17 protein-coding genes and 1 tRNA gene are annotated in these 19,215 nt (G+C 66.1%); 9 read left to right on the top strand and 9 right to left on the bottom strand.

Annotated features, from left to right (window positions below; translation table 11 throughout):
* The first annotated feature begins 130 nt into the window (after positions 1-130).
* The 3 genes from IFT71_RS12700 to IFT71_RS12690 all read left to right on the top strand — a co-directional run bounded on the left by IFT71_RS12700 (position 131) and on the right by IFT71_RS12690 (position 4,148).
* On the top strand, positions 131-1,273 hold the full coding sequence (locus IFT71_RS12700) for a sensor histidine kinase (protein WP_051916213.1): 1,143 nt from the start codon (positions 131-133) through the stop codon (positions 1,271-1,273).
* Positions 1,270-2,067: a LytR/AlgR family response regulator transcription factor gene (locus tag IFT71_RS12695; protein WP_031393111.1), complete on the top strand. Its 798-nt coding sequence runs from the start codon at positions 1,270-1,272 to the stop codon at positions 2,065-2,067. The genes IFT71_RS12700 and IFT71_RS12695 overlap by 4 nt, the downstream gene beginning before the upstream one ends.
* 212 nt (positions 2,068-2,279) lie before the next feature.
* Positions 2,280-4,148 carry an ABC-F family ATP-binding cassette domain-containing protein gene (locus tag IFT71_RS12690; RefSeq protein WP_031440648.1) on the top strand — a complete coding sequence of 623 codons (1,869 nt, stop codon included), beginning with the start codon at positions 2,280-2,282 and terminating at the stop codon, positions 4,146-4,148.
* 122 nt (positions 4,149-4,270) lie between these two features.
* Here IFT71_RS12690 and IFT71_RS12685 read toward each other — a convergent pair whose 3' ends face one another.
* The 4 genes from IFT71_RS12685 to IFT71_RS12670 form a co-directional block, all read right to left on the bottom strand.
* The gene (locus IFT71_RS12685; RefSeq protein WP_037529686.1) at positions 4,271-4,534 is read right to left on the bottom strand and encodes a DUF3297 family protein; all 264 of its coding nucleotides are present in this window, start codon (positions 4,532-4,534) and stop codon (positions 4,271-4,273) included.
* Between the two features lie 89 nt (positions 4,535-4,623).
* On the bottom strand, positions 4,624-4,998 hold the full coding sequence (locus tag IFT71_RS12680; protein WP_031393114.1) for a hypothetical protein: 375 nt from the start codon (positions 4,996-4,998) through the stop codon (positions 4,624-4,626).
* A 155-nt stretch (positions 4,999-5,153) separates the two neighbouring features.
* Complete coding sequence (locus tag IFT71_RS12675; protein WP_192141325.1) at positions 5,154-5,867, bottom strand: hypothetical protein; 714 nt, start codon at positions 5,865-5,867, stop codon at positions 5,154-5,156.
* 3 nt (positions 5,868-5,870) lie between these two features.
* Positions 5,871-7,094 (bottom strand): toxic anion resistance protein, encoded by a 1,224-nt coding sequence (locus tag IFT71_RS12670; RefSeq protein WP_192141324.1) that lies wholly within the window; start codon positions 7,092-7,094, stop codon positions 5,871-5,873.
* A 260-nt stretch (positions 7,095-7,354) separates the two neighbouring features.
* Between IFT71_RS12670 and typA the strand changes: the two genes are divergently transcribed.
* On the top strand, positions 7,355-9,199 hold the full coding sequence (gene typA / locus IFT71_RS12665; RefSeq protein WP_056674093.1) for a translational GTPase TypA: 1,845 nt from the start codon (positions 7,355-7,357) through the stop codon (positions 9,197-9,199).
* 152 nt (positions 9,200-9,351) lie between these two features.
* Here the strand turns inward: typA and IFT71_RS12660 are convergent, their stop codons facing one another.
* Genes IFT71_RS12660 through ubiA form a run of 3 tightly spaced genes read right to left on the bottom strand, consistent with a single transcriptional unit; the run spans position 9,352 to position 12,427 of the window.
* Positions 9,352-10,149 carry a 3'(2'),5'-bisphosphate nucleotidase CysQ gene (locus IFT71_RS12660; RefSeq protein ID WP_342212651.1) on the bottom strand — a complete coding sequence of 266 codons (798 nt, stop codon included), beginning with the start codon at positions 10,147-10,149 and terminating at the stop codon, positions 9,352-9,354.
* Positions 10,142-11,488, bottom strand: coding sequence for a TldD/PmbA family protein (locus IFT71_RS12655; RefSeq protein ID WP_056407249.1), 1,347 nt, complete (start codon positions 11,486-11,488; stop codon positions 10,142-10,144). The genes IFT71_RS12660 and IFT71_RS12655 overlap by 8 nt, the downstream gene beginning before the upstream one ends.
* A gap of 15 nt (positions 11,489-11,503) precedes the next feature.
* Positions 11,504-12,427, bottom strand: coding sequence for a 4-hydroxybenzoate octaprenyltransferase (gene ubiA, locus IFT71_RS12650; RefSeq protein ID WP_192141322.1), 924 nt, complete (start codon positions 12,425-12,427; stop codon positions 11,504-11,506).
* A gap of 84 nt (positions 12,428-12,511) precedes the next feature.
* Between ubiA and IFT71_RS12645 the strand changes: the two genes are divergently transcribed.
* The 3 genes from IFT71_RS12645 to IFT71_RS12635 all read left to right on the top strand — a co-directional run bounded on the left by IFT71_RS12645 (position 12,512) and on the right by IFT71_RS12635 (position 14,974).
* On the top strand, positions 12,512-12,667 hold the full coding sequence (locus tag IFT71_RS12645) for a hypothetical protein (RefSeq protein WP_166746254.1): 156 nt from the start codon (positions 12,512-12,514) through the stop codon (positions 12,665-12,667).
* 80 nt (positions 12,668-12,747) lie between these two features.
* The gene (locus tag IFT71_RS12640; RefSeq protein WP_192141320.1) at positions 12,748-13,521 is read left to right on the top strand and encodes a 16S rRNA (uracil(1498)-N(3))-methyltransferase; all 774 of its coding nucleotides are present in this window, start codon (positions 12,748-12,750) and stop codon (positions 13,519-13,521) included.
* A gap of 64 nt (positions 13,522-13,585) precedes the next feature.
* Positions 13,586-14,974, top strand: a complete 1,389-nt coding sequence (locus IFT71_RS12635) for a glutamate--cysteine ligase (protein WP_192141318.1) — start codon at positions 13,586-13,588, stop codon at positions 14,972-14,974.
* On the opposite strand, the gene IFT71_RS12630 is transcribed toward IFT71_RS12635, so the two are convergent.
* Entirely contained in the window at positions 14,971-16,290 is a 1,320-nt protein-coding gene (locus IFT71_RS12630) for a methyltransferase family protein (protein WP_192141316.1), read from the bottom strand. The two genes, IFT71_RS12635 and IFT71_RS12630, sit on opposite strands and share 4 nt — an antisense overlap.
* A gap of 160 nt (positions 16,291-16,450) precedes the next feature.
* Between IFT71_RS12630 and IFT71_RS12625 the strand changes: the two genes are divergently transcribed.
* Positions 16,451-16,524, top strand: a tRNA-Gly gene (locus IFT71_RS12625).
* Positions 16,525-17,041: 517 nt separating this feature from the next.
* Positions 17,042-17,884 (top strand): glycosyltransferase family 4 protein, encoded by an 843-nt coding sequence (locus IFT71_RS12620; protein WP_192141314.1) that lies wholly within the window; start codon positions 17,042-17,044, stop codon positions 17,882-17,884.
* On the opposite strand, the gene IFT71_RS12615 is transcribed toward IFT71_RS12620, so the two are convergent.
* On the bottom strand, positions 17,881-19,032 hold the full coding sequence (locus tag IFT71_RS12615; protein WP_192141312.1) for an acyltransferase family protein: 1,152 nt from the start codon (positions 19,030-19,032) through the stop codon (positions 17,881-17,883). The genes IFT71_RS12620 and IFT71_RS12615 overlap by 4 nt on opposite strands.
* Between the last annotated feature and the right edge of the window lie 183 nt (positions 19,033-19,215).

Genomic DNA, 19,215 nt, shown 5'->3' with positions numbered 1-19,215 from the left:
CCGTTTCCAGATGGGAAACGGCGGCCCTTTCGTGTCCGGTCACCGGCCCTTCGCCGCCGGCACGAAAATCTCCTGAAGCCGCAACCACTTTTGCGCCCGCCGCCGCCCGCGTGTAAGACCGGCGCTAACTATGGCCAGCTCTCCCGCCCCGTCCTCCACCCAGCCCCCCGGCACGCCCCCCCGCCTGCCCTTTTCCGCGCGGCCCTTTTTCGAGAACAAGGCGCGTGCGTTCTGGACGCTGCAGGCGGTCGGCTGGAGCGGCTATCTGATGCTGCGCGGCGTGTCGTCGGTGTCGAATGGCCTCACGCTCACCTCGATCATCCCTGTCATCATCGAGGCGATCGTCGGCTATTGCATCACGCTGCTGCTCTCGACGCTCTATGGCTATTACCGCCGCATTCCGCGCGTGATCGGGCTGTTCCTGACGATCGCAACGCTGGCGGCAGCGACGTTTCTCTATGCGGTGCTCGACGCCTTTTCCTTCTCGTTCATCCAGACCGCGACGCCGGGGATCACGATCACCCGCATGCTCGGTTTCGTGTTCCTCAACTTCGTCACGCTGGCGGGCTGGTCGGCGCTGTATTTCGGGATCAATTTCTACCTGATCGTCGAGGAGCAGATCGACCAGATGCAGCATCTGGAAAATCAGGCCTCCTCGGCGCAGCTGGCGATGCTGCGCTATCAGCTCAACCCGCATTTCCTGTTCAACACGCTGAACTCGATCTCGACGCTCGTGCTGCTCAAACAGACCGAGCGGGCGAACGCGATGCTGTCGCGGCTGTCGTCGTTCCTGCGCTACACGCTAGCGAACGAGCCGACCGCGCACGTCACCGTCGCGCAGGAGATGGAGACGCTGAAGCTGTATCTCGAGATCGAGAAGATGCGGTTCGAGGACCGGATGCGGCCCAAATTCGACATCGACCCCCGCGCCGAACGCGCCCGCCTGCCCTCGCTTCTGCTGCAACCGCTGGTCGAGAATGCGATCAAATATGCGGTCACGCCGCAGGAAGAAGGCGCCGAAATCTGCGTCACGGTGCGGCTGGCCGGGGAACGGGTGCAGATCGCCGTATCCGATACCGGACCGGGCTTGATCGAGGGCCGGATCAGTCCAAGCCTTTCAACAGGCGTCGGGCTCGCTAATATTAGAGACAGGTTGGCGCAGGCATATGGCCCCGACCATCGTTTTGAAACCCGCTCCACGCCCGCTGGCGGCTTCTCGGTCGAGATCGAGATTCCCTACCAGCTTGAAGACGTGAACAGAGAGGCCGCATGACCATCCGTACCATTCTCGTCGACGACGAGCCGCTGGCGATCCAGGGGCTCGAACTCCGCCTCCAGGCGCATGAAGACGTCGAGATCATCGAAAAATGCTCGAACGGCCGCGAGGCGATTCGTGCGATAAAGACGCACAAGCCCGATCTCGTCTTCCTCGATATCCAGATGCCCGGCTTTGACGGCTTCTCCGTCGTCCAGGGGCTGATGGAGGTCGAACCACCGCTGTTCGTCTTCGTCACCGCCTATTCGGACCACGCGCTGCGCGCGTTCGAGGCGCAGGCGGTCGATTATCTGATGAAGCCGGTCGAGGAGTCGCGGCTCGCCGACACGATCGAGCGCGTCCGCCAACGTCTCTCGGAAAAGCGCGGCGTCGAGGAGGTCGACCGGTTGCGCGAAGTGCTTGCCGACGTCGCCCCCGATGCGGCCGCCGACATGCCCGATGGTGATGCGGTGTCCGCCAACCGCTTCGAAAAGCTCATCAACATCAAGGATCGCGGCCAGATCTTCCGCGTCGATGTTGACACGATCGAGCGGATCGACGCGGCCGGCGACTATATGTGCATCTACACCGGCGACAACACGCTGATCCTGCGCGAGACGATGAAGGATCTGGAGAAGCGCCTCGACCCGCGCCGGTTCCAGCGCGTGCACCGCTCGACGATCGTCAATCTCGACCTCGTCAAGCAGGTAAAGCCCCACACCAATGGCGAATGCTTCCTCGTGCTGAACTCGGGTGCGAGCGTTAAGGTGTCGCGCTCCTATCGCGACGTGGTGGCGCGCTTCGTTCACTAGTACGCGGCGGGTCGTCTCCCGCCGCTCCATACTCCCCGCCGTCATCCTGACGAAAGTCAGGACCCAGAGCCGCAAGCGACACGGCCCGTAACCCTGGGTCCTGACTTTCGTCAGGATGACGGGAGGGCGAGAGCCGCCGCCCCGCGATCGGCGCTGCCCCGCCTCGCCCGCCCCCTCGCAAAACCATGCTGCATCTGCTAACGCCCGCGGCCATGCTGAACCTGAACAATATCACGGTGCGCCTCGGCGGACGCGTTATCCTCGACGGCGCCAGTGCGGCGCTGCCGCCGGGCAGCCGTGTCGGGCTGATCGGCCGCAACGGTGCGGGCAAGTCGACGATGGTGCGCGTGATCGCAGGGCAGCTGGAGCCCGATGACGGCTCCGCGGACATGCCCAAGGGTGCGCGCATCGGCTATCTCGCGCAGGAAGCCCCGCACGGCGTGAAGACCCCGTTCGAGACCGTGCTCGAGGCCGATCTCGAACGCGCCGCGCTGATGATCGAGAGCGAGACCAGCGAGGATCCCGACCGGCTCGGCGACGTGTACGAGCGGCTGATCGCGATCGACGCCTATACCGCGCCCGCGCGCGCCGCGCAGATCCTGCTCGGCCTCGGCTTTGACGAGGAGATGCAGGCACGCACGCTCGACAGCTTCTCGGGTGGCTGGAAGATGCGCGTCGCGCTCGCCGCGCTGCTGTTCTCGCAGCCCGACCTGCTGCTGCTCGACGAGCCTTCGAACCATCTGGATCTCGAAGCGGTGATGTGGCTCGAGGATTTCCTCAAGAGCTACAAGGCGACGATCGTCGTCGTCAGCCACGAGCGCGATTTCCTCAACAACGTCGTCGATCACATCCTGCATCTGCAGGGCGGCAAGATCACGCTGTATCCCGGCGGCTATGACGCGTTCGAGCGCCAGCGTGCCGAGCGTCTGGCGCAGATCGAGGCGGCGCGCGCCAACCAGGCGGTGCAGCGCGAGAAGCTCCAGGAATATATCGCGAAGAACAGTGCGCGCGCCTCGACCGCCAAGCAGGCCCAGTCGCGCCAGAAGATGCTGGCGAAGATGCAGCCGATCGCCGAGAGCTATAATGATCCGACGCTCTCGTTCGGCTTCCCCAACCCCACCGAGCTGCGCCCACCGCTGATCACGCTCGACATGGCGACGGTGGGCTATGCGGACGTGCCGATTCTGAAGCGGCTCAACATGCGGCTCGATCCCGACGACCGGGTCGCGCTGCTCGGGCGCAACGGCAACGGCAAGACCACGCTCGCGCGGCTGCTCGCGGCGCAGCTGACGCCGATGGACGGCGACATGGCGTCGTCGAACAAGATGAAGGTCGGCTATTTCACCCAGTATCAGGTCGAGGAACTCGATCCGCACGATACGCCGATCGAGCATATGGCGCATCTGATGAAGGGCGCGACGCCCGCCGCGGTGCGCGGCCAGCTCGGCCGGTTCGGTTTCTCCGGCGACAAGGCGACGACCAAGGTCGGCAAGCTGTCGGGTGGCGAACGCGCCCGGCTCGCGCTCGCGCTCATCACGCGCGACGCGCCGCACCTGCTCATCCTCGACGAGCCGACCAACCATCTCGACGTCGACGCGCGCGAGGCGCTGGTGCAGGCGCTCAACGCCTATACCGGCGCCGTCGTGCTGGTCAGCCATGACCGTCACATGCTCGAGCTGACCGCCGACCGGCTCGTGCTGGTCGATGGCGGCACGGCGAAGGAATTCGACGGCAGCCTCGACGATTACATCGCGTTCGTCCTGAAGGGCGATGCGGGCAAGGGCGATGCTGCGTCGAAGGCCGACAAGAAGGCGGGCAAGAAAGCCGCGGCGGAGGCCAAGAGCAACGACGCGGCGCTGCGCAAGACGCTGCGCGAGGTCGAGGAGCAGACCGCGAAGTTCACCAAGGAACGCAACGCGATCGACCGCGCGATGGTCGACCCGGCCAACGCCGAGCCGCGCTTCTCGCGCATGTCGATGGGTGATCTCAGCAAGCGCCGCGCAGAGGTGAATGCGAAGCTCGAGGCGAGCGAAGCCAAGTGGCTCGAGGCGAGCGAGGCTCTGGAGGGCGTGGCGGCTTAAGCCACGCCCCTTCCCCGTCATCCTGACGAAAGTCAGGATCCAGAGTTACGCAGGGTAGCGCCTGTGACTCTGGATCCTGGGTCAAGCCCAGGATGACGGGGTAGGTTTCGTGAACGCGAGGCTCAGCCCTCGTCGGCGTCGCTCGCCGCAGGCCGCTCGAACCATGCCTCGACCGGCCCCGACAGCTTCAGCGTCAGCGGGTTGCCGTTGCGATCGACCTTCTTGCCGAGCGCGACGCGGATCCAGCCTTCGGAGATGCAATATTCCTCGACGTCGTGGCGCACGCCATCCTTGAAGCGGATGCCGATCCCGCGCTCCAGCAGCTCCTGCTGGAAAAACGGGCTGCGATGGTTGGTCGAAAGGCGATCTGGGGGCGTGTCGGTCATCGCGCGCGCTTAGCCGCAAGCGGGCCGGTGGCGCCACAAAAAAACGGCGCCGGGATTGCTCCCGACGCCGCGTTTTCCGTCAGATCAGATCAGCTGCAGACCTGCACCTGGACCTGATCGCCATAATAGGGATCGACCCGCCACTCGCTCCAGCACCGCGGGCGATAATCCTGGCGGTAATAGGTCCGTACCGGCGGACCATCATAATAGCCGCCATTATAATAGCCGCGGTCGACATAGCGGTCGCGGTTGCTGCTCGCGATCGCTGCACCCACGCCAAGCCCCAGAATACCGCCGAGCACCGCCGCGCCCGCGACATTGCCGCCGCCGCGATGGTGATACCCACCCCAGCCGCCGCCACGATAGCCGCGACCCCAGCGCTGAGCATCGGCTGGCGCCGCCGCGGTCAGCGCGGTCGCCGCAAGCGCGATGCCGAGACCTGCCTTCTTCATCAATCCGTTCATCGGGAACCTCCTCTACGTCCGGTCCGCAAGAAGCAAACGCATGAACCGCGACCGTGGTCCCGCTCTATCCGAGTCGGGCTGAACCGAAGCGGAATGTGCTGTTAAGCTGAGGTTTAACGGCATGGAGAGCATCTCCGCCCTGCCATGGCGGCCTGCTAGGTCTCGTCGCGATATTTCATCTCGAGGAACCGACCGCGCGTCGCCAGCGTGTCGAGATCGTCCTGCGCGAGCCTCTGTGTCATCTCGCCAATCTCCTGCTCGATCAGCGACAGCCCCGCGACGAGTTCGGCATCGGGCGTGCGGCCATTACGCGGCGTCGTGCGCAGCGCCTGGGGCACGCGTTCGTAATCCTTGACGAACGCGGGCAGCTGCTCGCCGACCAGCTTGCGCACCTCGATCGCCTCGGGCGCGTCGTCGGCGAAGCGCGCGAGTTGCGGCGCGAGCGTTTCGAGCCGCAGGCCGATCCGGTCGACCAGCGTCACTGCGGGCGCGGGCAAGGCGGGACGCTGCGCTTCGAGCCAGCGCTCGGTCTGCCGCGGCAGTGCCTTGATATCGACAGACGCGAGCCGCTCGGGCGTCGGCGCGCGCTCGGCGGGCCACATCGCGAACAGCAAGGTCGCCGCGACCAGCAACGCCATCACCAGCATCGCCCCGCCGATCCCTAGTGGCACCACCCAGCCGATCACCATGGCGGCAATCAGGATCACCGCATCCGCCACGACGATCCGCGTCAGCCGCTTGCCGATCGCCTGCGTATTGCGCACACGGGCCCGCGTCGGCAGCCGGGCCGCGCCGACGGCGCCGCGGTCGTCCGAGATCCGCGACCAGGAGGCGCGCGCGCTGGCGATGGCGTCGTCGACTTCGCTCACGCCTTACATCGCCTCCAGCTTGAACGCGCTCGGCGACGGGTCGCCCAGCTGCCCCCCATTTTGACCTTGGGTGGCGCCCTCCGCCCGCGCGATATAGCCGCGCGACTTGTCGACCTCGTTCGACAGCGCGCCGACCGTGGTCTTCATGCTGTCGAGCGCCTTCAGCTTGAACACGTCGATCGCGTCCATCGTGTCGTAGATATTCTGAAACGCGCGCTGCAGCGTCTCCAGCGGGATCGTCGCCGATGCCGCCTGCTCATGGATCTGCGCGGTCTGCGACTTCAGCAGCTTGCCGGTCGAGTCGATGATGTTCGCGGTCGTCGTGTTGAGCGCGGTGATCTGTTCGAGCACCAGCTTCTGGTTGGTCAGCGCCTGCGCGACCGTCACCGCGGTGCGCAGCGCGGACACGGTTGTGGTCGAGGCGCGATCGACGCCCTTCACCAGCTCGACATTGTTCTTCTTGACGAGATCGAGCGCGAGATAGCCCTGCACGGTGACCGCCATCTGCGTCAGCAGGTCCTGCGTGCGCTGGCGGGTGTAGAATAGCGCGGTCTCGCGGATCGCCTTGGCCTTGGCCGGATCGCTGTGGTCGAGATCGTTCGCGACGTCCTCGAGCTTCGCATCCATCGTCTTCGACAGATGGATCATCTGTTCAAGCCGCCCCATCGCCGCCCACAGATTGGCGCGCTCGGTATCGATCGCGGCATTGTCCATCAGCAGCTCGTCCTTGCCCGACGACAGGCTCTTCAGGATCTGCGCGATATGCGTCTGCGACGATTTGTAGCCGTCGAAATAATTGCGCATCTTGCCGCCGAACGGGATGATCCCGAACAGTTTCTGTGGCGCGGTCAGGTTACCCTTCTTGCCGGGATCGAGATCCTCGACGACGCGGCGCAGCTCGGCCAGATCTTTGCCGACGCCGGTCTCCTGATCCATCGCGCGAACCGGGCGATCGAGGAACCGGTTCGACTGGCCCGCCGCCTCGCGGATTTCCTTCGCCCCCATCGCGGTGATCGCATCGACGCGCTTGCCGAATTCGGGGCTGTTGACGTCCTGCGCGACCAGATCGGTGACAAAGCCTGCGACGCGATCGTCGAGCTGCGACTTCACCCCCGCGTCGACCGGCACGAGCCCGGCGGCTTTCGTCGCGGAGACGGTCGGCACGGGGTCGGGCGGCGTCAGGACCAGGCCAGGCTCGGTCGTCAGCGTCTCGGGTGTCGTCGCCATGCAATCCTCCAATCGGTGCCGCATCCTAGGGGAACGACACCCGCATTCAACTGTGGTGTCTAGATAATACACGCAAGCCACGCAATCGTCTTGGCGGCTCGCCCGGACGCTGGTGCGGGCCACCCCGAAACAGGCTCGCGATCGGCGATTTTTCCGGCAGCGGGGAACCATTCGGGCGGCAATCGAAACGCCAAACTTGCCGCATCGCGGAATAAACGCTAAGCGCGCCTGCAAATTCCGTCCAAACCGAAAGCATTCCCATGAGCCTCCGCAACGTGGCGATCATTGCGCACGTCGATCACGGCAAGACGACGCTGGTCGACCAGCTCTTCCGCCAGTCCGGCACCTTCCGCGACAACCAGCGTGTCGAAGAGCGCGCAATGGATTCCAACGACCTCGAAAAGGAGCGTGGGATCACGATTCTCGCCAAGCCGACCTCGGTCGACTGGACGCCCCCGGGCGAGAGCGAGAGCATCCGCATCAACATCGTCGACACGCCCGGCCACGCCGATTTCGGCGGCGAAGTCGAGCGCATCCTGTCGATGGTCGACGGCGTCGTCCTGTTGGTCGATTCGTCGGAAGGCGCGATGCCGCAGACCAAGTTCGTCACCGGCAAGGCGCTGGCCCTCGGCCTCAAGCCGATCGTCGTCGTCAACAAGGTCGACCGTAACGACGCGCGCATCCAGGAAGTGCTCGACGAAGTGTTCGATCTGTTCGTCTCGCTCGACGCGAATGACGACCAGCTCGATTTCCCCGTGCTCTACGCCTCGGGCCGTAACGGCTATGCCTCGACCGACATGGACGCGCGCGAAGGCACGCTGATCCCGATGTTCGAGACGATCGTGAAGCACGTGCCGCCTCCCGCCGTGGAAGTCGCCGGCGTGCCCTTCACCTTCCTCGTCACGCTGCTCGACCGCGATCCGTTCCTCGGCCGCGTCCTCACCGGTCGCGTCAATTCGGGCACCGTGAAGACCAACCAGGCGATCCACGCGCTCGATAACGACGGCAAGATCATCGAGACGGGTCGTGCGTCCAAGATCATGTCGTTCCGCGGTCTCGACCGCGTGCCGGTCGACGAAGCCAAGGCCGGCGACATCATCTCGCTCGCAGGGCTTTCGGTTGCGACCGTCGCCGACACGATCGCCGACATCACGGTGACCGAGCCGCTGCACGCGCAGCCGATCGATCCCCCCACGCTGTCGATGCGCTTTGCCGTGAACGACTCGCCAATGGCGGGCCGCGAGGGCACCAAGGTGACGTCGCGCATGATCCGCGAGCGTCTGTTCCGCGAAGCCGAGTCGAACGTCGCCGTGAAGGTGACCGAGGCAGCCGACAAGGACAGCTTCGAAGTCGCCGGTCGTGGCGAGCTTCAGCTGGGCGTGCTGATCGAGACGATGCGCCGCGAGGGCTTCGAACTCGGCATCTCGCGTCCGCGCGTGCTGTTCGGCGAGGACGAGGACGGCAAGAAGACCGAGCCGTACGAGACCGTCATCATCGACGTCGACGAGGAGCATTCGGGCACCGTCGTCGAGAAGATGAACATCCGTAAGGCCGAGATGACCGACATGCGTCCGTCGACCGGCGGCAAGACCCGCATCACCTTCTCGGCGCCGAGCCGCGGGATGATCGGCTATCACGGTGAATTCCTGTCCGACACGCGCGGCACGGGCATCATGAACCGGCTGTTCGAGAAGTACGGTCCGCACAAGGGCCAGATCGAAGGCCGCAAGAACGGCGTGCTGATCTCGAACGGGTCGGGCGAAGCGAACAACTACGCACTGGGTCCGCTCGAAGAGCGCGGCATCTTGTTCGTGGGTCACGGCGAGGCGCTCTATGAGGGCATGATCGTCGGCGAGAACGCGAAGCCGGACGACCTCGAGGTCAACCCGATGAAGACCAAGGCGCTGACCAACTTCCGCGCAAGCGGCGGCAAGGACGACCAAGTCCGCCTGTCCCCGCCGAAGCGCGCGACGCTGGAGCAGGCGATCGCCTATATCGACGACGACGAGATGGTCGAAGTCACGCCGAAGTCGATCCGTCTGCGCAAGCGCTTCCTCGATGCGAACGAGCGCAAGCGCGCGAGTCGGGCCAAGCAGAGCGCGTAAGCCCGGCATGGCGAAGCCGGCCAGGCTTACAAGCTCGGCCGGCCTCGCTCAGGCGAGGTCCGACGACGCGGCTTAGCCGCGGCGCTCAACAAAAACGAAAAAGGCCGGAGGGAAACCTCCGGCCTTTTTCGTGTCCAGCGAAGCGCCCAGCCCTACCCGAGAATAGCCGCCGCCCGATCCGCTAGCCGCGCGATCGCCGCGCGGTGGATCCCGCGGGTGCTCGCGACGACCCCGAACGCCTGCGGGCGCGGCTTGTTGAACACCAACGGGATCCCGACCGCGTCGGTCACTGCGGCGCCCGCCTCGCTCGCGACCAGCGCGGCGGCGGCGATGTCCCACTCATTCCCCCAGCGCAGCGTCGCGACCAGATCGGCACGGTCGGCCGCGACCATCGCGATCCTGAGCGCGATCGAATTGGGCTTCTCGACCACCACCAGATCGCGATCCGCCTTGGGCAGCGCATCGGTCGGCACGCGCGATCCGGGAAAGTCGGTGCGCGATCCGGCCTGCAATGCCGCACCGTTGAGCGTCGCGCCTTCGCCCAGCGCCGCCGACCAGATCTCGCCCCGCGCCGGCGCATCGAGCACGCCGATCACCACCCGCCCGCGCTCGACCAGCGCAATCGACACGCACCAGCCCGGACGTGCCCGGATGTAGTCGCGCGTGCCGTCGATCGGGTCGACGACCCAGAGCCGGTCGCGCGCGAGCCGCGCGGGATTGTCGGCGGTTTCCTCCGACAGCCAGCCGGCATCGGGCAACAGTGCGGACAGCCGCACCTTCAACATCCGGTCGATATCGATATCGACCTCGCACACCGGGCTGCCCGGCGTCTTTTCCCAGCGGTGGAAATCGGTCCCGAACCGCGCGAGCGCCATCTGCCCGGCTTCGGCGGCGATCGATTCGACCGCCGCGCGCAACGTCGTGACCGGACCCGGGGGCGGTTCAGCCACTCGCCACCGTCATCCCCTCCACACGCAACGTGGGCACGTTGATGCCGTAGCGGAATTCGAGGTCGTTGGCGGGGGTCATCGCCAGGAACATGTCCTTCGCATTCCCCGCGATCGTGAATTCGGCGACCGGCCCGGTGATGACGCCATTCTCGATTCTGAAGCCCGCCGCGCCGCGGCTGTAATCGCCGGTGACGCCATTCGCGCCGCCGCCCATCAGTTCGGTCACATAGACGCCCGACACGATATCCTCGATCAGCGTCTCGGGGGGCATCGTGCCCGCTTCCATGAAGACGTTGCTCGTCGACACGCCCGGCGCGCCGTTGACGCCGCGCGCGGCATGGCCGGTCGGCTCAAGCCCCAGTTGCCGCGCCGAGGCCGAATCGAGCAGCCAGCTTTCGAGCATGCCGTGCTCGATGATCGCGGTCGGCGACACCGGCAGCCCTTCGCCATCGAACGGCCGCGACCGCAATCCGTAAGGCCGATGCGGATCGTCGCGGATCGTGATGCCATGCGCAAACACCTGCGATCCCAGCGAATCGAGCAGGAAGCTGGTCTTGCGCGTGATCGCCTGCCCCGCGATCGCCGCGATCAGGTGTCCGAGCAGCGAACTGCCGACGCGCGGGTCATACACCACGGTCATCGGCCCGCTCGCGAGCCGCCCCGGATTGAGCCGCGCGACTGCCTGCTCGCCCGCGCGCTGCCCGATCGCCTCGGGCGATTCGAGATGCTGGCGGTGCCGCACGCTGTGATAGGCATAGTCGCGCTGCATCGCGCCGCCCTCGCCCGCCAGCACGCTCGCCGACACGCCATAGGCGGTCGAGGCATAGGCGCCCGCGAACCCATGGCTGGTGGCCAGCGCCCAGACGCTGCTCGACGCGCTCGCGCCGCCGCCTTCGCTGTTCGTCACGCCGGGCACCGCGCGCGCCGCATCCTCTGCCGCGGTTGCCGCATCGCGTAGCTGCTCGGGCGAGACCTCACCATGATCGGCGAGCCCGAGCATCGGCGGTACGCCGTGCAACAGGCGGTTTTCAGGGGCGAGGCCGGCCCAGGCATCCTCGGGGGCCTCGCGCGCCATCGCCACCGCGCGCGCCGCGAGCGCGTCCATCGCCGCGGACGACAGGTCGGAGGTCGAGACGCTCGCCGACCGCTTGCCGACGAACACGCGCAGGCCCAGGTCCTCGCTCTCCGACCGGCCAATATCCTCGAGCTTGCCGAGGCGGATCGAAACGTCGAGCGAGGCATCGGCGGCGAAGACTGCATCGGCGGCATCCGCGCCGGCGGCCTTGGCGCGCGCTACGATGTCATGGGCACGGTCGCGGGCTTGATCGGGTGTGAGCATGTCGCCGATCTAGGGTCACAGGCTCGTGCCGACAACCATGCAGGCGAGGAAGATCAGCAACCCGGTGAAGCGGTTGGCGCGGAATCGGGCGAGCGCACCGGCGCTGTCGTCCGCGCGCAGCGTCGCGACCTGCCACCCCAGATGCAGCGCGGCGGGCGCCAGCGCGGCGATCGCAAGCGGATCGGGCCGCATCGTCCAGAACGCCGCCGCCCAGAACCCGACCGCGATCGCATAGAAAATCCCGACCCCCGCCTTTACATGCCGCCCCATGCGCAGCGCGGACGACCGGACGCCGATCATCGCATCGTCCTCGCGGTCCTGCAGCGCATAGATCGTGTCATAGCCGATCACCCAGGCGATCGACCCCGCATAGAGCAGCCACATCGGCAACGTCAGCGCGCCGGCGATGTCGCTCCACCCGACCAGCAACGCCCAGCTGAACACCAGCCCGAGCCATGCCTGCGGCCACCAGGTGATGCGCTTCATGAACGGATAGGCGGCGACCGGCGCGAGGCTCGCCAGGGCGACGACCGCGGCGAGCGGCGTCAGCTGCAGCAGCACGACCAGCCCGACGAGCGCCAACACGCCGAGCCAGATCCACGCCAGCCGCAACGAGACAAGCCCGCTTGGGATCGGCCGCGCCCGCGTCCGCGCGACCTGCGCGTCGAGATCGCGGTCGACGATGTCGTTGAACACGCAGCCTGCGCCGCGCATCGCGATGCTGCCGAGCAGGAACCATGCGATCAGATCCCAGCGCGCCCAGGCCCCGCCCGCCAGCGCGATCCCCCAGGCGCCGGGCCAGAACAACAGCCACCAGCCGATCGGCCGGTCGAACCGAGCCAGCAGCGCCAGCCCGCGCAGCGTCGGCGGCAGCCGCGCGACCAGGCCGCGATGTTCGCTGTCGGGGACGATGTCCATCGGGCTCGGTGTGGTCTGCATGACGCGGGGCGTAGGAAGACGGCGTTTGGCGCGCAAGCCCGCAGCGGCTAGGATCACGTCAGTGTCGCGTTCGAGCCCCTTTGCATGATCGGCCTGTCGGTCGCGGTCGGCCGTTTCGTCGAGGCGCTCTTCTGGGGCATCTTCCGCGTCGCCGGCGCGGTGGCGGGCGCACTGATCCTCGGCATCGCGGTCGCGATCATCGTATGGATCGTCGCCCGCAAACTCTGGAACCGCCGCTAACCAATCCCCCCTGACGGCGGAGTATCGCGAACGAGCGAAACGCCCTCCCCGCATGCGGCGGGATTTGCTAGGCCCCCGCCATGCCTGCAACCCCAGCTTGGCCGCCGCAATCCACGCCGCGGCTGTTCGTCGACACCCCGCTCAGCCCCGGCCCACTCGCGGTCGACGGCCCCGCCGCGCATTATCTCGCCGGCGTCATGCGGCTGAAGATCGGCGACCCGGTCAAGCTGTTCGACGACCGCACCGGCGAATGGCTCGCCACCGCGGCCAGCGTCGGCAAGCGCGACCTCGTCCTCGACGTGACCGAACGGCTCCGCGAACGCGAGGCGGTGCCTGATCTTTGGCTCTGCGCCGCGCCGCTCAAGAAAGGCCGGGTCGACTGGCTCGCGGAGAAGGCGTGCGAGCTCGGCGTCGACCGGCTCGTCCCGGTCGTCACGCGCCGCACCGTGGTCGACAAGCCCAATACCGACCGTCTGCGCACGCACATGATCGAGGCGGCCGAGCAATGCGGGCGCACCGCGCTGCCGCAGGTCGCCGAACCCGTGAAGCTCGCAGCGTTGCTCCGCGACTGGCCCGCCGATCGCACGCTGTTCTTTGCGGACGAGACCGGCGGCGCGCCCGCGCTCGCGGCAATGCGCGCGCATGCCGGTCCCACAGCGATCCTGATCGGCCCTGAGGGCGGTTTCGACGCCGACGAGCGTGCCGCGATTCGCGCGCACCCGCAGGCGGTCGGCATCGGCCTCGGCCCGCGCATCCTCCGCGCGGAAACCGCAGCGGCGGCAGCGGTCGCGCTGTGGATGGCGGCGGCGGGCGATTGGGCGGCCGAACCGCCCGTCCCGTCACCGGTCGCGTGACATTGCTACCGACCGGTCCGAATCCCCTCTAGCACCCTCGTTCATCGCCGCGTAAGGCGCGGCGATGACGAGCAAGACCGCCCCTGCAAAGACCAGCCCGACGATCGAGTCGCGCGACCAGTTGATCGCCAGCTTCGCGCGCGGTGAAAAGCCCAAGGACCGCTGGCGGATCGGCACCGAGCACGAGAAATTCGTGTACGCGAAGGACGATCACCGCGCGCCTTCGTACACCGAGGCGGGCGGCATCCGCGCGCTGCTCGGCGAGCTCGAGCAATATGGCTGGGCCCCCGTGTTCGAGCGCGGCCCCGACGGTACCGAGAACGTCATCGCGATGACCGGTGCGGACGGTAGCATCAGCCTAGAGCCCGCAGGCCAGTTCGAACTCTCGGGCGCGCCGCTCGAGACCCTTCACGAAACCTGCGCCGAGACCGGCCGGCATCTCGAACAGGTCAAGGCCGCGGGCGAAAAGCTCGGCATCGGCTTCCTCGGTCTCGGCATGTGGCCCGACAAGACCCGCGCGGAGCTGCCGATCATGCCCAAGGGGCGCTATGCGATCATGCTGCGTCACATGCCGCGCGTCGGCAGCATGGGGCTCGACATGATGCTGCGGACCTGCACGATCCAGGTGAACCTGGATTACGCGTCGGAAGCGGACATGGTGAAGAAATTCCGCGTCGGCTTGGCACTCCAGCCGCTGGCGACCGCGCTGTTCGCCAATTCGCCGTTCACCGAGGGCAAGCCCAACGGCATGCTGTCCTATCGCAGCCATATCTGGTCCGACACCGACCCGCACCGCACCGGCATGCTGCCCTTCGTGTTCGAGGACGGCTTCGGCTATGACCGCTACACCGACTATGCGCTCGATGTGCCGATGTACTTCGTCTACCGCGACGGCAAATATATCGACGCGGCGGGGCTCAGCTTCCGCGACTTCCTGAAAGGCGAGCTCAGCGTCCTGCCCGGCGAAAAGCCGACCCTCGACGACTGGACCGATCATCTCTCGACCGCCTTTCCCGAGGTGCGGCTGAAGACCTTCCTCGAGATGCGCGGCGCCGATGGCGGGCCGTGGAACCGGATCTGCGCGCTCCCCGCGCTCTGGGTCGGGCTGCTCTACGATCAGGGTGCGCTCGATGCGGCATGGGATCTGGTGAAGGGCTGGACGATCGACGAACGCCAGTCGCTGCGCGATTCGGTGCCCAAGCTCGGGCTGAATGCGCCGATCGCAGGTGGCGGCCAGTTGCGCGACATCGCCGCACAGGTGCTCGATATCGCGGGTGCCGGCCTGTCGTCGCGCGCGCGCCTGAACAAGGCGGGCGACAACGAGACCGGCTTCCTCGATCCGCTGCGCGACATCGTCCGCTCGGGCAAGGTCCCCGCCGAGCTGCTGCTCGACAAGTATAACGGTGTCTGGGGCGGCGATATCGCCAAGGTTTACGGCGTGGAAAGCTTCTAGGCGCCTGACGCTCGGCGCGACCCGGCCACCCACGCCAGGAGGCGCGGTACCGGTCCGTTGCGCGCCATCCAGTCGCTATAGGCGCGGTAATCGGGGTCGAGGCCCAGATGCCGCTCCTCGGTCCGCGCACGCCAGTAATAGACCCCGCTGACCGCCGCGAGCAGCAGGGTCGCGCGCATCGCGTCGATCGGCGTCCCCGTGGTCAGCACGGGGATCGTCGACAGCCACCAGAACAGGTTCTTCGACAGATAGGCGGGATGCCGCGACCAGGCATAGGGCCCGTGCGTCAGGATCCCGCGGTTGGTGAGATTCGAGAATCGCAGGCCGAACGCCATCGTCGCCCACGCATAGATGGCGGTCAGCACGACCAGCACCGCGCCGATCAGCACCAGCAGGACGGGGTGATACTGGAACCAGACGTCCCATTCCTGCGTGCCCGGGTGATAGTCCATCGGCCCGCCGTCGCTCATCAGGATGATCGGCGGATAGCACATCAACGCCGCCATCCACGCGGCCGCAAACGGATTGGCGCTGCGGATATGCGAATCGAGCGGTCGCAGCGTCAGGACATAGCCGACCGTCGCAAAGGCGACGTCGATCAGGAACATGAAGGTGATCAGCCACCTGGCAAGCGCGACCGGGTCGCGCAGGATCGCGCTTGTGTCGCCGCGGATGAACTCGCCGAACCCGCCCGGCACGATCGCGAGCATGAAGGCGAGGAAGAACGCCTTCACTCCCCAGCTGCGCAGGTGGTTGTGGAGCGCCGCGCGGTCGACCCCCGGCTGCCCGGTCAGCCATGCCCCGAGCGACCACGCTCCGTCCTTCGGCGCGACCAGATAGCGGTCGAGCCAGAGGACATAGGGGATCGACACGAGCATTAGGATCGGCGCGGCATTGGTGAAGCACCACATCGCAAACGCGAAATTCCCCTCCCAATAGAATCGCCCGGTCCCATAGATCACCGCGATCCCCGCCCAGGTCACCCAGAAGGCGGCGAGCTTGGTCAGGCTGACGTCGATCGTCTCGCGCCATGGCCGGGGCCGCGACCAGTCCAGCCCGGTGCTCGGCCGGCGATGGACCTTGTCGACCAGCACCGACCACAGGATCATCGGGACCGCGCAGGCGAGCAGGTTGACCAGCGCGGCATAGGGCCCGTCCATCCCCCAGCCGCGCGCGCACGCCACCCAGCCGAGCACCCCCGCCAGCCCCGCCAGCCCAGCGCCGTGACTGACCGCGGACGCGGGGCGCGGATCCGCGGCGCGGCGCCGCTGCAGGGTCAGGCTGGTCGTCTCGGGAAGCACGGGCGCGTCGGACATGGCGTCACGGGTAGCCGATTTTCGTCAGCAAACCATGAACCATCCTGCCCCGGCTTGCACCACCCCACGACCCGCGCTATCGCGACCCTACACCTTCTGCCACCCGTCTCGCCTTTGCGACGGTCAGAGCGGGGGCGCAGGCCGCGGCAACGCCGGCTTCGCGGGTATAGTACAATGGTAGTACAGCAGCCTTCCAAGCTGAATACACGGGTTCGATTCCCGTTACCCGCTCCATCGTTTCCAAGAGTGTCGACCAGTCTTGACGGGCGTGACCCGATCATCGCCTGACTATGCCGTGAGATGCGCTGTTATAAGCAGCGATAGCCGGCATAGCGAACTCTGTGCCTCACAGCACCCGCTCCGCCGCATTTTCTGATTGTTAGAAATCGCCCCCCCCATTCCGATTTCGACATGACCCATTTGCTGATTTCTGGTAGCTCTATGGCGCATATGACCGATTATTTCGGGATGAAATACTATTAGCAAGTCTTTTCAACGATGGGACGTCGACTTCACCCTTTCGCTTCACAATCGAACCGGGAAGTATTTTATCGGCAGGGACATTATCGACACGCTGCCGGAGGTATTTCGCAGCGTGAAGATATGGAGACTTCCCGAAAGGGTCGGCGTCAATGCCTTGTCCCGCAAAGTCATCGGCCGATTATGGGCCGAAGAGGATCGCCTCAGAGCCCGGTATCCCAGGCTGGTGCCGCGACAGCGGAGCCGACGTGCGGTCCTTCATCTCGATCCGATGACCGTCCTGGGCTGGCACGTCACGTCGCATGATGCCGTGCTGTGCCATGATCTCGGCCCCCTGACGCATCCCGAACTCTTCGCCCCGTCCGTCACCGCGCTCTACAAGCGGGTCTATGCGCGCATCGCCGAACGCCAGCCCCGCATGGCCTTTGTCAGCCAGGCATCTAAGGCGGCATTTCAGCGCCTCTATGGCACCGGGTCCCCCGCCACCGTAATCTATCCGCCGATCCGCACCGGCGTGGCGGGTGGCGCGCAACACGCCGTGGACGGCGTCGAAGGCCTGTTTCTGCTGACCGTGGGCAGCATCGGGCGCCGCAAGAACCAGCTGGCCAGCATCCGCGCATTCGCACGCGCGGGCCTTGCCGATGCGGGCTATCGCTATGTCATCTGCGGGAGTCGCGAGCCGGGATCCGAGGCCGTCATCGCCGAGGCCGAGCAAACCCCCGGCGTCATCCTCCTGCCCTATGTCTCGGACGAGCAGTTGCGCTGGCTCTATGCGCATGCGCGGGGGTTCGTGCTGGTGAGCCTTCTCGAAGGATTCGGCGTCCCCGTCGCGGAAGCGATGCGCAACGGACTGGTGCCGCTGATCAGCGCCGACAGCGTCCTCGAAGAGGTCGCGGGACCAAGTGCGATCGCGGTGGATCCGCACTCCGTCGAGGCCATAGCCGCGGGAATGATACAGCTCGCCGAACTCCGCCCGGACCAGATCGCGGCACGGCGGGTTGATCTCGAGGCGCGTCTCGACGCGTTCTCGATGCCGACCTTCGTCGATGCGTGGAGGGCCTTTCTGCGTGCCGAGGCCGAGCATCGGCCGGCGCCGCTCGTCGCATCGCGCTAGCCGACCGAAACGGCGCGACGCGGGAGGAGCAGGCGCGCGCCCAGAAAGGCGAGCGCCGGCTTTTCGACGAAACGGCGGACGATCTCCGCCACGATCAGCGCAGCCCCCACGATACCGACCGCTGCGATCAGTCGCTCGGCGAGCGGCTGGCCCGCCATCAATCGAGAGAGCAGCATGACGACCGGCAGATGCGTGGCATATAGCGGGAAGGAGATATTCCCCAGCCATGTCAGCACGCGCGACTGCTCTCGTTGCCCAAGTGCGCCGAGCAATACGATCATCGGGTTGGCGCACAGGATGTAGAAGAGCGACAGCGGGATGCCAAACCAGGAGACGCCGGGCACGATCATCGGAAAGAGGAGTGCGGCGATCAGGATCACGGGCGCAACATCCGCCTTCACGCGACGCGCCTCGTAGATCCGGTATGCGACCACCCCCATGCAGAAGGACGCCAAGGCCCTGACCGTCGTTGGCACGATCATATCGACCGACTGATAAAAGAAATGGACGCTATTATGGTCGATGGCGATCCAGGTAATCGCGACCGAAAGGACGAAGGCGATCGTGATCAGCCCGCGATTGCCGAGGGCCTTGACGGAAATCGCCCAAAGCAGATTGACGAGGATCTCGGCAAAAAGCGACCAATAGACGCCGTTGAACCAGACCAGATTCTGCCCCTCGAGACGCGGCAGGACGACGAGGGACAGGGCAAACGCCCGATAGGCGGATGACGCCCCCGGACCGCCCGCCATGCCGAGCGCTACGAGCAAGGCCGCCACCGATCCGGCGAGCACGCTTGGCCAGAGCCGAACCACCCGTGACATCAGAAAGCGCGCCAGCTCACCGCCGTTCTCGCGCAACCGCCGCTCATGCGCGAAGGCGAGGACGAAACCGCTAAGACACAGAAAAAAGTCCACCGCGATATTGCCATGGACCGTCATTCCGCTCGGGAACTTCAGGAAGATACCGATATGGTATGCCACGACCATCAGCGCCGCGACCCCCCTCAACCCATCCAATGCGACAAAGCGACGTTTCGAGTGTTCGGCGGCCCGGACAGGCTGCATATACATTCCCCCAGCGCTTATCCCGATTAAGCGGGGCAAAACACGAATATCGGGAGAACTGTCGGGGGCATCGACAGACAAGTCTATCGTGTTTTTTGACCAAGACCGTCCCAGGTCGACATGATTTCGACGGCTTTACTATTCTGGCGTTCTGATGTTCGCTCGCGCATGACCGCAGAGTGCCTGATCTTCGTTAGGGTCAGGACCCATTGATGTGAGAGGCGCGATCTGATTCAGGCTCCGTGAGGAGAGCGTGGATGAGCG

This window comes from Sphingomonas sp. CFBP 13733 (assembly GCF_014841795.1).
Lineage (GTDB): Bacteria > Pseudomonadota > Alphaproteobacteria > Sphingomonadales > Sphingomonadaceae > Sphingomonas > Sphingomonas aerolata.
This window is presented reverse-complemented; position numbering and strand designations above follow the sequence as displayed.

Bases quoted from the DNA above. Each gene is read 5' to 3' on its own strand.
- IFT71_RS12700 (WP_051916213.1), top strand. From the start codon at position 131: ATGGCCAGCTCTCCCGCCCCGTCCTCCACCCAGCCCCCCGGCACGCCC.
- IFT71_RS12695 (WP_031393111.1), top strand. From the start codon at position 1,270: ATGACCATCCGTACCATTCTCGTCGACGACGAGCCGCTGGCGATCCAG.
- IFT71_RS12690 (WP_031440648.1), top strand. From the start codon at position 2,280: ATGCTGAACCTGAACAATATCACGGTGCGCCTCGGCGGACGCGTTATC.
- IFT71_RS12685 (WP_037529686.1), bottom strand. From the start codon at position 4,534: ATGACCGACACGCCCCCAGATCGCCTTTCGACCAACCATCGCAGCCCG.
- IFT71_RS12680 (WP_031393114.1), bottom strand. From the start codon at position 4,998: ATGAACGGATTGATGAAGAAGGCAGGTCTCGGCATCGCGCTTGCGGCG.
- IFT71_RS12670 (WP_192141324.1), bottom strand. From the start codon at position 7,094: ATGGCGACGACACCCGAGACGCTGACGACCGAGCCTGGCCTGGTCCTG.
- typA (WP_056674093.1), top strand. From the start codon at position 7,355: ATGAGCCTCCGCAACGTGGCGATCATTGCGCACGTCGATCACGGCAAG.
- IFT71_RS12655 (WP_056407249.1), bottom strand. From the start codon at position 11,488: ATGCTCACACCCGATCAAGCCCGCGACCGTGCCCATGACATCGTAGCG.
- ubiA (WP_192141322.1), bottom strand. From the start codon at position 12,427: ATGCAGACCACACCGAGCCCGATGGACATCGTCCCCGACAGCGAACAT.
- IFT71_RS12645 (WP_166746254.1), top strand. From the start codon at position 12,512: ATGATCGGCCTGTCGGTCGCGGTCGGCCGTTTCGTCGAGGCGCTCTTC.
- IFT71_RS12640 (WP_192141320.1), top strand. From the start codon at position 12,748: ATGCCTGCAACCCCAGCTTGGCCGCCGCAATCCACGCCGCGGCTGTTC.
- IFT71_RS12635 (WP_192141318.1), top strand. From the start codon at position 13,586: ATGACGAGCAAGACCGCCCCTGCAAAGACCAGCCCGACGATCGAGTCG.
- IFT71_RS12630 (WP_192141316.1), bottom strand. From the start codon at position 16,290: ATGTCCGACGCGCCCGTGCTTCCCGAGACGACCAGCCTGACCCTGCAG.
- IFT71_RS12620 (WP_192141314.1), top strand. From the start codon at position 17,042: ATGACCGTCCTGGGCTGGCACGTCACGTCGCATGATGCCGTGCTGTGC.